Source organism: Klebsiella quasivariicola, assembly GCF_002269255.1.
Lineage (GTDB): Bacteria > Pseudomonadota > Gammaproteobacteria > Enterobacterales > Enterobacteriaceae > Klebsiella > Klebsiella quasivariicola.
In genome coordinates this window covers 2,057,371-2,071,190 of sequence record NZ_CP022823.1, presented here as the reverse complement: position 1 = coordinate 2,071,190, position 13,820 = coordinate 2,057,371, and the positions used below count along the sequence as shown (strand labels likewise).

The 13,820-nt window shown below is 54.5% G+C and carries 13 protein-coding genes and 2 pseudogenes; 6 read left to right on the top strand and 9 right to left on the bottom strand.

All coding sequences use genetic code 11. The features are described 5' to 3' along the window. Window positions 1-74: 74 nt before the first annotated feature. From araH to B8P98_RS10350, 3 genes are all read right to left on the bottom strand, one after another. Window positions 75-1,055 carry an L-arabinose ABC transporter permease AraH gene (gene araH / locus B8P98_RS10360; protein WP_004203438.1) on the bottom strand — a complete coding sequence of 327 codons (981 nt, stop codon included), beginning with the start codon at window positions 1,053-1,055 and terminating at the stop codon, window positions 75-77. Between the two features lie 14 nt (window positions 1,056-1,069). Beyond that, on the bottom strand, window positions 1,070-2,584 hold the full coding sequence (gene araG / locus B8P98_RS10355; RefSeq protein WP_087805318.1) for an L-arabinose ABC transporter ATP-binding protein AraG: 1,515 nt from the start codon (window positions 2,582-2,584) through the stop codon (window positions 1,070-1,072). Between the two features lie 63 nt (window positions 2,585-2,647). Continuing rightward, window positions 2,648-3,628 carry an arabinose ABC transporter substrate-binding protein gene (locus tag B8P98_RS10350; protein WP_004203441.1) on the bottom strand — a complete coding sequence of 327 codons (981 nt, stop codon included), beginning with the start codon at window positions 3,626-3,628 and terminating at the stop codon, window positions 2,648-2,650. Between the two features lie 884 nt (window positions 3,629-4,512). Between B8P98_RS10350 and B8P98_RS10345 the strand changes: the two genes are divergently transcribed. Beyond that, a complete protein-coding gene (locus B8P98_RS10345; RefSeq protein WP_025711120.1) occupies window positions 4,513-5,022 on the top strand; it encodes a non-heme ferritin-like protein in 510 nt (169 codons plus the stop codon). Between the two features lie 150 nt (window positions 5,023-5,172). Here the strand turns inward: B8P98_RS10345 and B8P98_RS30805 are convergent. Next, window positions 5,173-5,241, bottom strand: a pseudogene (locus B8P98_RS30805) (succinate dehydrogenase); the annotation flags it as partial. Between the two features lie 72 nt (window positions 5,242-5,313). Here B8P98_RS30805 and B8P98_RS10335 point away from each other — a divergent pair. Next, entirely contained in the window at window positions 5,314-6,825 is a 1,512-nt protein-coding gene (locus B8P98_RS10335) for an MFS transporter (protein ID WP_025711121.1), read from the top strand. Between the two features lie 39 nt (window positions 6,826-6,864). Here B8P98_RS10335 and B8P98_RS10330 read toward each other — a convergent pair whose 3' ends face one another. Beyond that, window positions 6,865-7,116: a DUF2766 family protein gene (locus tag B8P98_RS10330; RefSeq protein ID WP_095032965.1), complete on the bottom strand. Its 252-nt coding sequence runs from the start codon at window positions 7,114-7,116 to the stop codon at window positions 6,865-6,867. 150 nt (window positions 7,117-7,266) lie between these two features. On the opposite strand from B8P98_RS10330, the gene B8P98_RS10325 reads away from it, so the two are divergent. Further along, window positions 7,267-8,691: an MFS transporter gene (locus B8P98_RS10325; RefSeq protein ID WP_095033626.1), complete on the top strand. Its 1,425-nt coding sequence runs from the start codon at window positions 7,267-7,269 to the stop codon at window positions 8,689-8,691. Between the two features lie 34 nt (window positions 8,692-8,725). Here the strand turns inward: B8P98_RS10325 and B8P98_RS10320 are convergent, their stop codons facing one another. Further along, window positions 8,726-9,364, bottom strand: coding sequence for an RpiB/LacA/LacB family sugar-phosphate isomerase (locus B8P98_RS10320; RefSeq protein ID WP_004899182.1), 639 nt, complete (start codon window positions 9,362-9,364; stop codon window positions 8,726-8,728). A gap of 268 nt (window positions 9,365-9,632) precedes the next feature. On the opposite strand from B8P98_RS10320, the pseudogene B8P98_RS31595 reads away from it, so the two are divergent. Then, a pseudogene (locus B8P98_RS31595) lies at window positions 9,633-9,737 on the top strand (hypothetical protein); the annotation flags it as partial. Between the two features lie 56 nt (window positions 9,738-9,793). Further along, on the top strand, window positions 9,794-10,291 hold the full coding sequence (ftnA, locus tag B8P98_RS10315) for a non-heme ferritin (protein WP_025711124.1): 498 nt from the start codon (window positions 9,794-9,796) through the stop codon (window positions 10,289-10,291). A 37-nt stretch (window positions 10,292-10,328) separates the two neighbouring features. Here the strand turns inward: ftnA and B8P98_RS10310 are convergent, their stop codons facing one another. Then, a complete protein-coding gene (locus B8P98_RS10310; RefSeq protein WP_080896653.1) occupies window positions 10,329-10,568 on the bottom strand; it encodes a YecH family metal-binding protein in 240 nt (79 codons plus the stop codon). Window positions 10,569-10,758: 190 nt separating this feature from the next. Between B8P98_RS10310 and tyrP the strand changes: the two genes are divergently transcribed. Continuing rightward, window positions 10,759-11,970 (top strand): tyrosine transporter TyrP, encoded by a 1,212-nt coding sequence (gene tyrP, locus B8P98_RS10305; RefSeq protein ID WP_025711126.1) that lies wholly within the window; start codon window positions 10,759-10,761, stop codon window positions 11,968-11,970. Between the two features lie 24 nt (window positions 11,971-11,994). Here tyrP and B8P98_RS10300 read toward each other — a convergent pair whose 3' ends face one another. After that, window positions 11,995-12,663, bottom strand: a complete 669-nt coding sequence (locus B8P98_RS10300) for a YecA/YgfB family protein (protein WP_025711127.1) — start codon at window positions 12,661-12,663, stop codon at window positions 11,995-11,997. Window positions 12,664-12,761: 98 nt separating this feature from the next. Continuing rightward, window positions 12,762-13,643 carry a dihydrodipicolinate synthase family protein gene (locus B8P98_RS10295; RefSeq protein WP_025711128.1) on the bottom strand — a complete coding sequence of 294 codons (882 nt, stop codon included), beginning with the start codon at window positions 13,641-13,643 and terminating at the stop codon, window positions 12,762-12,764. Window positions 13,644-13,820 lie beyond the last annotated feature (177 nt).

Here is a 13,820-nt window from a genome sequence, read left to right as displayed (position 1 = left end):
ATTTTTGATAGTTACCGCCAGCGAAACGGGCGCTGGCGGCAATTAGTCTGTAGACTTAAAAGTTCGGCTTAATTTCAGGCCGCACGTTTGGCTTTTTGTTTGTAACGGTCAAAGATTACCGCCGCCAGCAGGATCACCCCGCGCACGACGTATTGTGAGAAAGGCGAGATGTTCAGCAGGTTCATCGCATTCTCCACGGTGCCAAGGATCAGGATCCCGGCGACCACATAAGAGATCTTGCCGATCCCGCCTTTCAGTGATACTCCGCCCAGCACACAGGCCGAAATCACAATCAGCTCATAGCCAATCGAGGTCATTGGCTGGCCGCTGGTCATGCGCGACGCCAGAATGATGCCCGCCGCCGCCGATACCAGACCGGAGAGCACAAAGATAATAATCTTGGTGCGTACCACCGGGACACCGGCCAGACGCGCGGCTTCTTCGTTGCCACCAATAGCCAGCGTATTACGGCCAAAGGTGGTTTTGTTTAGTAATAATCCGAAAACCACCAGGCAGGCGACGGTCAGCCAGATAGGCGCCGGCAAACCAAACCAGTTGGCGTAGCCGAGGGTAAAGAAACGCTCATCTTCGATCCCTACCGCTTTACCATCGGAAATAATATAGGCCAGGCCGCGAACAATCTGCATGGTGGCCAACGTGGTGATCAGGGCGTTAATTTTCAGGCGCGCAATCACAAAACCGTTAACCAGGCCACTGACCGCGCCTAACAGCAGGCCAGCGGCAATCCCCAGCCACAGGCTTTCGCTCAGGTTAATCACCACCGCGGTAGTGACCCCGGCACAGGCGATAACCGACGCCACCGACAGGTCGAAATCCCCGGAAGCCAGGCAGAAGAGCATACCGCAGGCCACCATTCCGGACATCGAGATCGCCAGCCCCAGCCCCTTCATGTTGACGAATGAGGCAAAGTTGGGCACAAAAATTACGCAGCCGATAAACAGCACCGCAAACACCACCAGCATGCCAAACTGATCCCAGATACGGGCAAAGCTAAAGGCAGAGCGGGTAGCGCCGGACGTAGTCACTGATGACATCATTTACTCCTTACTCAGGCGACAGCCTGACTCACTTTTGGCATTGCAAGGCTTAACGCCTGCTGTTCATTGGCATCTTCATGCAGCAGTTCGCCGGCGATTTGCCCTTCGCGCATCACCACGATGCGGTCGGCAACGCCCAGCACTTCCGGCAGATCGCTGGAGGCAAACACCACGGCGACACCGGAGGCGGCGAGACCATATATCACGTTGTAAATTTCATGTTTGGCGCCGACGTCGATGCCGCGAGTGGGCTCGTCGAGCAGGATCACCTTCATCTCTTCCGACAGCCAGCGGCCAAGGATCGCTTTCTGCTGGTTGCCGCCGGACAGGTTCATGATTAGCTGTTCCGGGCCAGGCGTTTTTATGTTCAGCGACTGGATATGCTGAGCGGCATTGTCCGCCTCCCAGGCGTTGTTAATCAGGCAGCCAGCATGGATATGTTTGCGCCGGGCGCTGATATTGATGTTGTCGCGCACCGAGTGAACCGGAATAATCCCGTCGGCTTTACGATCTTCCGGGCACAGCATCATGCCAGCCTGGATGGCCTGGGCCGGTTTGCGGATGTCGACAGGCTGGCCATCGATATACACCTGACCGCCGGTGATCCGGGTGCCGCCAAATAAGCCTTTCATCAGCTCGCTGCGCCCGGCGCCCACCAGCCCGAACAGGCCGACGATTTCGCCACTGCGTACCGAGAGACTGATCGGCGTACGCACGCCCGGAGCTTTGACCTCCTCCAGGCGCAGCCGCTCTTCGCCGTACGGTCGTGACTTCCAGCCATATATATCGCCCAGGTTGCGTCCCACCATCGCCTGGACCAGCGCGTCGTGGCTGACGCTCGCCATATCGTCAAAGGTGCAGACATAGCGGCCATCCTTAAAGACGGTGATGGCATCGCTGAGCGCAAAAATTTCTTCCATCCGGTGTGAAACATAAATGATGACCCGGCCCTCTTCCCGCAGCTCGCGGATAACGCGAAACAGGTTGTCGATCTCCCGGGCGGAGAGCGAACTGGTCGGTTCATCGAAAGCAATGATCTTGGCGTTACGCGCCAGCGCTTTGGCAATCTCCACCATCTGCCACTGGCCAATAGAGAGATACTTCAGCGGCGTTTCGGGGTCGATATCCAGCCCCAGATGTTCCAGCTGCAGACGAGCCTCATAGTTGAGCAGCGAGCGATTGACGATGCCGCCTCTGTGCGGCAGTTGGCCAAGATAGATATTTTCGGCGACGGTCATCTCCGGGATCAGATGCAGCTCCTGGTAGATAATCGCCACGCCGGCGTTCAGCGCCTCCATGGTATTGGAGAACGCCATCTGCTGGCCGCCGATCTGCAAATGGCCTGCGGTCGGGATGTAGTTGCCACTGAGAATTTTCAGCAGCGTCGATTTGCCTGCGCCATTTTCACCCATCAGGGCGTGGACCTGTCCGGGATAACAGTCAAAACTGATATCGGACAACGCCTTCACGCCGGGGAATGTCATGGTGATGCCGCGAAATGAGAGATAAGGGGTAGACTGTTGCATAACGACTCCACTCTTCTGCACTCAGCCCCCACCGCTACGGCAGGGGCCAGTTCAACCGGGCTGTTACAACCCTTTTTTCGCCAGCTCTTCTTTGAAGTTATCGCGGGTGATCAGTACCACGTCGGTCACCGCTGTGAACTTCGGCGGTTCAACGCCCTTGGTGACCCAGTTGTAAAGCATTTCGCTGGTTTTATAGCCATGAATATCCGGACTTGGCAGCAGGGAGCCATAGAAGCCGGTCGGTTGCGCTTTCGACAGTTCGTTCACGGCATCTACGCCGTTGATGCCGATACCAATGACATCCGGCGCTTTAAACCCCTGGCCTTCGGTGGCACGCACGCCGCCGAGGACGGTGTTGTCGTTCATCCCGACGATCAGCCAGTGCTTAACCTGCGGATGCTGAACCAGCATCGAGTTACCGGCGTCGAACGCCCCGGGGATATCGTTAGATTTGGTTGGTACGCGGTAGATTTGCGCTTCCGGGAAGCCAGCCGCCTTGAGGGCATCAATAGAACCGGTGGTGCGACGGCGGGCGGTGTCCAGCTCATCAGCGGTGATGGCCATCACGGCGGTGTCTTTGACATCCCAGCCGCGTTTTTGCATCTCTTTATACAGTTCCTGCCCCTGGCGGGCGCCGATTTCGCTGGCCGCCATCATCACCAGCGGCACACTCTCCATCGGTTTGCCTTTGGCGTTGACGAACTGATCATCGACGGTAATGACCTTCATATCATAGCCACGCGCTTTAGCGACAATCGCCGAGCCGAGCTTCGGATCGGGGGTACAGATAACAAAGCCCTTCGCGCCGCTGGCCGCCAGGCTGTCAATCGCGTTGAGGGTTTTCTCCCCATCCGGGACCGCAATTTTAATAACGTCAAAGCCTAAATCTTTTCCTGCTTTATCAGCAAATTTCCACTCAGTCTGGAACCATGGCTCTTCTGGTTGTTTCACCAGAAAACCCAGTTTAAGATTTTCCGCCATAGCTGATTGTGACATAACCGCAGCGAGACCAATGGCCGCCAGCGCTTTAGTAAATTTGTGCATGGTAAACTCCAGCTTTAATTCGCTTTCATGTAGGGAAAAATCGGAATTAACAATTTTATCGGCATCAAAACAAGGCATTAGAAAAATCGCATTCCCTACTGCCGTTGTTAGAGTAGTAATACCCGGAAATTAATTCTCCATACGAGAGCATCATCACATCGCGGAATTACAGTAATTGCGTACATACATTTAGCAAAAAATGACATAAAAAAAGACATAATTGTCATACAATTTAACCTGGATATAGCAGGATTATCTATACCATCAGCAGACTTATCCTTGCGATGTCAGAGAGGTTTTAACAGGGAGTTAAATCGCTGTTATAACGATGAGGATAATGCGTTTGAAAGGGCCGTTTCCCGCCTGCCGGGCATCATGATCAACGGTCTGATGCCGGAATCGTACTGAGGCCCGTTTAATATCGCGAAAAAACGGATCTTTAACGTAATTTATTCCGAATAAAAGGCTATCCCTCTTATAAAAAAGCCTGCAACAAAAAATAAAAATAATCATCATCAACCTGAAACATTGCTTATGAAATAACTTATTTCTTTTTCTTCTACGATTAATTTCGTAGTCAAATAGCGATAACTTATAACCTAATCAGCACTACACGCCCCAGTCGGCGCCGCACAGCTCAAGCTCGCTGTCATTTATGAATAATGGTGTAACAAAACGTAAATTACCCATATTGAGAGTTTTCTTAATTCATTTCAGCGAGTATTCTTAACTGGTCGGTAAGCGGAAATATTACCCGACACATATGGAATGTGTAGAGTTTTATTATTCTGCAACAGTGCAGTGCGTCACCCTTTTACTTGGCTGTTTCCATCCACTGAGGTGATGCGCATCAGTAACCCTTCCCGGTTAATAAGGATATTTTTATGGCAGTTCCAGGAATGGCACAAAAGCTAAACACCCAAATGAATCTTGAGTTCCACGCCTCTAACGTTTATCTGAACTTAAGCGAGTGGTGCGCCCGGCATCGCTTCGACGGCGCCGCGACGTTTCTGCGCACCCGCGCGCAATGCAGCATTACGCTCACCATGCGCGTGTTTGACTATCTGAAAAAAGCCGGCAGCTGGCCTATCGTCAATCCCGACCACGCCTGTAATCCAGAGTGTAGCTCGCTGGAAGACCTGTTTACCCAGACCCTGCTCGATTACCGTCAGCGCAGCACTATGTTGAGCGGTCTCGCCCAGGAAGCCAAAGCGCAAAGCGATGACAGCACCTGGCGGTTTCTCACGCTGCTGGCGGAGGAGCAGCAGCAGGATGGCCTGCTATTGCAAAGCGTGCTTGAGGAAATTCGTAATGCCGATAAAGCCGGACTCGGGATGGAGCAGACCGATCGTCGTCTGATGGCGTTCGTCGGGGACGCACAGAAACCGCACTAAGCCGTATCAGGTACCCGGTCAGGGGGAGCGCGACCGCGCTGCCCCGCCCTCTCCTTTAACACCATTTCGTCAATTTTCCCTGTCATCTATTCTTCAAAAGAATAAAAAAGTTTTAACTCGATCCCATTCCCTGGTCGCCGTTACCCCTTAAGAGGGATTAGTGAGCAAGGTCACTTTTTGCTGAGCCGAAAAGAAATATAAAAACAGTGTTTCAAAAATTTAAAACACGGGGTTTATTTTATGGCTCGATACACGGCTTCAGCCACTGAACGGCTGCAGGGAAGACCGATTTTGTTACGCCATCAGTTAGCCTACGGCGGCGGCAACCTGTTGGGAAGCGGCGCACTGGCGATTAGCGGAGCGTGGTTACTCTATTTTTATACAACCTTCTGCGGCCTGACGCTGATCGAGGCCTCATTTATCTTCTCCGTCGCGAGCATCATCGACGCCATCAGCAACCCACTGATGGGTTATCTGACGGATAACTTTGGTAAAACGCGGTTAGGTAAACGCTTTGGCCGCCGGCGTTTCTTTCTGCTGATCGGCATTCCGCTGATGATGTTCTACCCGCTGCTGTGGGTGGAGGGTCTCAGTTTCTGGTATTACCTGTGTACCTATGTGGTATTTGAGATCATCTACACCTCTATCATGGTGCCCTATGAAACACTGGCGACAGAGATGACTGATGATTTCTCGCTGCGCTCAAAGCTTACCGGCTATAAAGCCATCTTCGGCAAGCTGGCCAACTTCCTCGCGGCGTTTATTCCCGGACAGTTCATTCTGCTGTATGGCAAAGATTCCGCGACTCCCTTCTTCCTCACCGGACTAACCTATGGCGTAATTCTGATCATCGCCATTTCCTGCCTGTGGCTGTGCAGCTGGGAGCGCGAGCGCGACGAGGAAGTCGATACCAGCGCGAAAAAAGGATTGTTCAGCACCCTGCTATCGCTGGCCAAAGATATGCGTTCCACTTTTTATCTACGCGTGTTCCGTAAACATCTCGGTATGTACCTCTGCGGGTTTGGCGCGGAATGGCTGTTTGCCTCCATTTTCACCTACTTCGTGATCTTCGTTCTACAACATGATCCGGCGATGGTGGCGGGCCTGAACAGCCTGAACTCGATTCTGCAGCTCATCTCCACCGCGCTGTTTATCGGCCTGTGCGTGAAAAAGGGCTTCAGCAAACCCTATATCCTGGCGCTGGGGATCGTGATTTTCGCAGTGCTGCTGTATACCTCGCTGTGGTTTTTCCATCTACCGTCCGGCCTGGCGACAGTGCTGATGTTCGGCATTACCGTGCTGTTCGGCCTGGGTACCGGCGGGGTTTACTATATCCCCTGGACCGTTTACACCTTCCTGGCCGATGTCGATGAGATCTACACCGGACGCCGCCGGGAAGGGATCTATGCCGGCGCCATGACCTTTTCAGGGAAAATTCTGCGCTCGATTGTGGTGTTTTCGATGGGAGCGATTCTGAGTTTCTATGGCTTCCAGTCAAAAGCGCACAGTCAGCCGGAAAGCGCAGTGACCGCTATCGCGGTGGTATTCTGCGTCGGGGTCATCGCATTAGCGCTGGCCGCTATCGTCTTCAGCAAACAGATGAAGCTGGATCGTAAGGCGCATCTGGTGGTACTGCAGGAAGTCGCGCGGATTAAAGCGGGCGGTAAAATCAGTGATATTGCGCCAGACGTGCGGGTTATCGTGGAGGATCTGGTTGGCCATCGCTACGAAGAGTGCTGGGGCAACAGCAAACTGTTCAAAAGCGCTGACCCAACCCCAGCGCAGACCGTGGTGTCCCATTAAAGTAGCACACCCCGCCCGGTAACCGGGCGGGGTCTGGTATTAATGCGTTTCTTCCTGTGGAGTAAACTTCAGCTCAATCAACGCGATCGCTTTCTGTACCGCGCGAAGGGTCACCGGATCGGCAGAGGCCGGATGGCTGGCGAAGTCGATCGCTTTCAGCTGAGTGGTCATTTTTTCACGGACTTCCACCGGCGCGATGACGTCAATCACATTGAGGATTTGTTTGATAACCAGCTGGCAGGCCACTACATCGGAAACCAGCTCGTCGTGTTCGCTAAGATGTTGAGACATTAATTGCTCCTTTTTTCCGGAGCGTAATAGTACCCTAAATCGTTAGTGATGATAAAACCTGCCGTGGCAGGTTTTTTTAACTATCTTACTGGCTGGCGGCACCTTTCCTGCCGTATTGCACAGGATCACACTCTGAATGGCAGTAATGACATGACTACCGCGATCTCTTCCAGGAACGAACGTGCTTTTTCCGCGCCTGCGCTGTTGGTGGCTGGCGCCTTTTTTATGGAGTTTCTCGACGGGACGGTGATCGCCACCGCCCTGCCCGATATGGCCAGGGATTTTGGTGTTAGCGCAGTCGAACTGAATATCGGTATCAGCGCCTACTTGATCACCCTCGCGGTACTGATCCCGGCCAGCGGCTGGATCGCCGATCGCTTCGGCGCCCGCGCTATTTTCACTCTCGCCCTGGCTATCTTTACCCTGGCCTCGGTTTTTTGCGGCCTTTCCACCGAGGTGAATACCTTTGTCGCCATGCGTATCCTGCAAGGGGTCGGCGGCGCGCTGATGGTGCCCGTTGGTCGCCTGGCGGTACTGCGAACCACGCCAAAACACCTGCTGATCAAGGCCATCGCCACCCTCACCTGGCCGGCGCTGGTGGCCCCTATCATTGGCCCACCTCTGGGCGGATTTATTACCCGCTACGCCAGCTGGCACTGGATATTTTTTATCAATGTTCCGCTGGGCCTGGCGGCCATTTTCCTTTCACTGCGGCTCATTCCTGATATACGTGAGACGGAAAGGCGTTCCTTCGATCTGACCGGTTTTATCACCACCGCGGTGGCGATGGTCAGCCTGGTCACGGCAATGGAAAGGCTCGGCGATCGCCAACCGGCGATCTGGCCGACGCTGGCTCTTGCCGCTCTTGGCTTCGGCTGTCTGTTATATTCTATTCGTCATTTCCGCCTGGCGGCGGCGCCGATGGTTCGTCTTGATGCTCTGCAGGTGCCGACTTTCCGGGTAACCATGTACGGCGGCTCGCTGTTCCGGGCCTCGATCAGCGCGGTGCCCTTTCTGCTTCCCCTGCTGTTTCAGGTGGGGTTCGGCATGGATCCTTTTCACTCCGGCCTGCTGGTGCTGGCGGTTTTTGTCGGCAATTTGACCATCAAACCCGCTACCACGCCGCTGATTCGCTGGCTGGGCTTTCGTCGGCTACTGCTGATCAACGGCGCGCTGAACGTCTGTTCGCTGCTGGCCTGCGCGCTGCTCACGCCGCAGACGCCGGTCTGGGCCATCATGCTGATCCTTTATCTCGGCGGGGTTTTTCGCTCTATCCAGTTTACGGGTGTGAGCACGTTGGCCTTTGCTGATGTCCCCGCCGCGCAGATGAGCGATGCCAATACCTTGTTCAGTACCGCGTCGCAGCTGGCGGTAGGGCTGGGGATCACGCTCGGCGCTATCGGCATCCGCCTGGGTGAGCAGGTTGGCGACTGGCTGCATCTTTCCACTGTGCCGGGAATTGCCTTTCGCCTGTCGTTTGTCTTTATCGCGTTGATCTGTCTGGTGGGGATGATCGACAGCCTGCATCTGACCAAAACGGCAGGCAGCAGCGTATCGGAAAAGAAACACAAATAAACGAAAGGGCCAGCGAGGCTGGCCCTGGCAAGGATTAGCCAACAATCTGGCGAACGAAGGCCTCAATCGCTTTATCCTGGCAGTTTTCGAAGAAACACTGCTGGAAGCGTGGGCCGGATACCGCGGTTTTCACCAGCTCAGGATCGATGGCGCGCAGGGTGTCGAGATAGTTCTCTTTGACTACCGCTGCTTTGACCTGGTTGAGGATCCCGGCATTGCGCACCTGCGGTTCTTTACGCTCCGGCGGATAGCCTTCGCCATTGCGACCGGTAAACGCTTTTTCAAAGATAAACCGTACGTTCAGTTCAGCGCCCCAACCGAAACCTTTGGCAAACGGCAGCGACAGAGCGTTACCGTTGTTGATCTGGGCAAACAGGAACGCATCCGCCGGATCGATACAGTAGCCGCAGACCACGCCCGGATGGATATTCAGCGACATCAGTGCCCCCTGCCCGGTACCGCAGCCGGTGACGACAAAGTCGACTGCTTTCGAATTCAGCAGGATGCTGGCCATGATCCCGAGGTGAATGTAGGTCAGGTGATGATCGTTCTCATCGCTCATGCCAACGTTATAGACCGGGAATCCTTTTTCGTCGGCAACTGCGGTAAGCTCCTTGAGGATGATGGCGTTTTTGTTCGCCTGGCTGTTCTCCATCATCAGTGCAATCTTCATGGTTTACTCTCCTGAATGCTGTGCGGGCCTGCCCGCAGAATGTCATTGGCGTTGACTGTACTTTACTACCATGAAAACAAACTTTCAAATTTTATGAAAAGTTGTTTTAAAAATTACGCAGCGCTTCACATTTTCACGCCCCCACTGCGGCATCCTGCGCCCGCGCAGCACTGTGTCGCACCGCGCCGGGACGAAACCGATGCCGGCCGGTCATGCTCCCCCTCGCCAGACCATCAACGACCTTATTTTTATTTCTTCTTCGATTTTAATTAAATTAAAACCATTCTCATTTATTATTTTACTGCCAATGCGTGTTATTCCCATTTGCATTTTAAATAAATTATTTTTAAATTTACTTTTTGCAAATAATTAAATAACAAATTATAGTAGCAGCCTATAACATCTATTTTTAATTCCAGGAGCGCGATGATGCTGAAAACGGAAATGATCGACAAACTTAATGAGCAGATGAATCTTGAACTTTATTCTTCTCTTCTTTATCAGCAGATGAGCGCCTGGTGCAGTTACCATAGTTTTGAAGGCGCTGCGGCGTTCCTGCGTCGCCATGCTCAGGAAGAGATGACGCATATGCAACGCCTGTTCGACTACCTGACCGACACCGGCAGCCTGCCGCGAATCAACGCTATCGCTTCTCCGTTCGCCGACTACGCGTCGCTGGATGAACTGTTCCGCCAGACCTATGAGCATGAGCAGTTGATCACGAGTAAAATTAACGAGCTGGCGCACGCGGCCATGACCAGTCAGGATTACCCGACCTTCAATTTCCTGCAATGGTATGTTGCTGAACAGCACGAAGAAGAGAAATTATTTAAATCAGTGATTGATAAACTGAGCCTCGTCGGGAAAAGCGGCGAAGGCCTGTACTTTATCGATAAAGAGCTGGCGACCCTCGACACGCAAAATTAATCGCCCAGGCCGCGACGACTTTACGTCGCGGCATTGTTTAATGGCGGCAAATCTTATTTTCTGCGGTAGTAAACCCTTCCTCTTTAGCTATAAATTTGCCTTTTTTCTGTAAGAAGGCCACCAGCTCAGCAGCACTCAAATTTTCCGCTGAACATGTATGAAAGCGCGCCTCTGCACCGAAACGACGGTGAATCGCCGTTTCCAGCGAGGAGACCGTCCAGGACTCCTGCGACGCCAGCATCATCTGCAGTACTTCATGACCATGAATAGAAGACATAACCCCTCCTGAAAACTGCCAGCTTAGGCCAAACGGGCAGCCCGTGCTTTGCGTCAGCGCAGACTTTTGCCTGTCAAATTTCGTAAAGTTTACATTACACCACTTGTAACCCTCATTTGACGAATGCCGCAAGATCCCCTACTCTGCGCGGCATAATTTATTGTTATTTGCTGTAGGGATAGCGAAAAGCGTGAAAAACCGCACTCTGGGCAGTATTTTAATCGTAGCAGGCACCACAATCGGTGCGGGAATGTTGGCGATGCCATTGGCCGCCGCCGGCGTCGGTTTTGCCGTCACGCTGGGTTTACTTTTCACCCTGTGGGCGTTGATGTGCTATACCGCGCTTTTACTGCTGGAAGTCTATCAGCATGTCCCTGCCGACATGGGGCTGGGCTCTCTAGCGGCGCGCTATCTGGGCCGATACGGGCAGTGGGTTACCGGGTTCTGCATGCTGTTTCTGCTATATGCGCTCACCGCGGCCTATATCAGTGGCGCCGGTGAATTACTGGCTTCCAGCCTCAATCAGTGGCTGGACTGGCAATTGCCGCCGGCAGCGGGCGTAATGATCTTCACGGTGCTCGGCGGGGCGGTGGTCTGCATCGGTACCGCGCTGGTCGATCTGTTCAACCGTTTTCTGTTTAGCGCCAAGATCATCTTTCTGGTGGTGATGCTGGCCCTGCTGATGCCGCACATTCATCAGGTGAATCTGCTGACGCTGCCGGTTGAGCAAGGCCTGGCCCTGTCAGCCATTCCGGTCGTCTTTACCTCCTTTGGCTTTCACGGCAGCGTGCCCAGCATCGTCAGCTATCTTGGCGGCGATATACGTAAACTGCGGCGGGTGTTTATTATCGGCAGCTTTATCCCATTAGTGGCCTATATTTTCTGGCAACTGGCGACGCTGGGCAGTATCGACGCCCCAGCCTTTACCGCCCTGCTGGCGCAAAACGCCGGTCTGAACGGTCTGCTGCAGGCGATCCGCGAAGTGGTTGCCTCACCGCACGTGGAGCTGGCCGTTCATCTGTTTGCCGACCTTGCGCTGGCGACCTCATTTCTCGGTGTCTCGCTCGGCTTGTTTGATTATCTGGCCGATATGTTTCAGCGCAAAAACAGCGTCAGCGGGCGTCTGCAAAGCGGCATAATCACCTTTCTGCCGCCGCTGGCGTTCGCCCTGTTCTATCCCCGCGGCTTTGTTATGGCGCTGGGCTACGCCGGGGTGGCGCTCGCCGTGCTGGCCCTGATGTTGCCAGCCCTGCTGGTCATGAAGAGCCGTCGTCAACATCCGCAGGCCGCCTGGCGGGTGGCTGGAGGGGCTCCGGCGCTATGGCTGGTTTTGCTGTGCGGAGTGGGCATCGTAGCGATCCAGTTCTGCATCGTCGCCGGACTGTTACCCGCAGTGGGATAAAAAAGGGGCCGAAAGGCCCCTTTTTCATTTCGCTAAGCAGCATTGCTTAAACTTTTTTCCGCTGCCGCACGGACAGGGATCGTTGCGTCCAACTTTCGCCTCGTTTCTCACCGGCTGTGGGACCAGCACCGGCTGGGGATTCGCCATCCAGTACTGATAAAGCGCCAACGCCGCCGGGGTAATACGCTCAATGCTGGCGATAAACTCATCCGCCGTCAGATTATCCAGCGCGGCAAACTGTTCTTCGCTGCCGTGGAGCGCGATCGCGTCCAGCTCCGGCTGAAGTTCAGCGGGCAGCGTTGACCAGTCGCTCAGCGCCACGCCGCGGAGATAGCCAAAGCACCACTCTTCGACGATGGTCAGTTCCTGACCTTCCGCTTCGCGGGTGCCAAACAGCGGTTCAAACTGATCGGGATAGGACTCCAGTCGCTCGGCGATGTCGCTCATATGCTGCAGCGTCAGATTGACAAAGCGATCCCGTTCGCGATCGTTGGCCCAGCGGGGCACATTGTCCGCCCCGCCCCAGATGGCGAGCAGCCACTCGGCAGGCTCGATGTCAGTCGGCGCAGAAAGGATTGCCGTCAACAGGCCATCCAGTTCAGACACATCCAGAATAGCGCCTTCGGTGGCGTATTTCGCCAGGGTTTCGTCCAGCCATTCCAGTTCGTTTTCGTTTAAAGGTCCGGTATTCATTCACAGGCTCGCATGGTAAAAATCGGGCCTACAGTAGCCGAATTGTTGGCAGAAAGCCACCCGGCGACACCCATTGTGCCGGTATCAACGGTAAGCGATCAGGCCAGACCGTGCAGTGCCGTTGCCACATCACGGCGGGCCTCCTCCCCTAACGGCAGCAATGGTCGGGGAAGCGAGTCAGGATCGCAGAGCCCGAGGATCGCCGCGGCGCTGGCTATCACCCGCAGGCTACCGCCATAGCGGTCAAAGCACCGCCAGAGCGGCGCCAGTTGCTCATTCAGCGCAATAACCTCTGTTGTATCACCGGCACGTATCGCGTTGACCAGCCCCCGGGAAAGATGGGGAAAAAGGCCGCCACAGACCGAGTACCACACTTCGCAGCCTGCCTGCAAACCCACTGTCGCCCAGGCATCGCCGCTGACGCCGAGCGAGACACGGGCAGGAAGATGACGGCGTAAGGCTGCCACGCGCTCACTGGCCCGTGGCTCAGGCAAGCCGGGAATTTTGATCGAGGCAATGGCCGGCAAGGCGGCGATGCGTGTCTGCAGCTCATCCGGCAACGTGACGTGTGTGGTGCGAGGATTGTCGTACAGGCAAACTGGCACTGAAACATGCCGACAGACCTCCTCGTAAAAAGCATAGATCTCCTCCGCGGCAAGCGGCTGATAGGACATCATCGGCAGTAACAGCGCATCTGCGCCAGCCTGTTGGGCATCTTCCACCAGCCGCAGCACCTCGCTGGTGGCAATAGCGCCGACGCCCACCATCATCGGGATCGACCCCGCATGCGCCTTCGCCACCTGCACCACACGTCTGCGCTGCTCACGGCTGAGATAAGCGTAGCTGCCGGTTGAGCCTAAGATGCCCAGGGAGTCGACCCCGGCATCGGTAAGACGCGCAAGAATACGGCTAAACGCCTGTTCATCGATATCTTGTTGACGCAAAGGTGTCAGGGGAAATGCGCAAAGTCCAGTGAACATGATGCCTCCGGCAGGCTGGGATAAGAGTCCGGTTGATAGTAGCAAGGGAAGATCGTTTTGTCCTGGGACAAATGAGACGTTGACTGCAAGGGTAGAGTTAACAGAAAAACGCCGTGGAGTCAGGCTGGCGGAAAAGGCATCAGAAAGCGAAAGTACAGACACAAAAAAACCACCCGT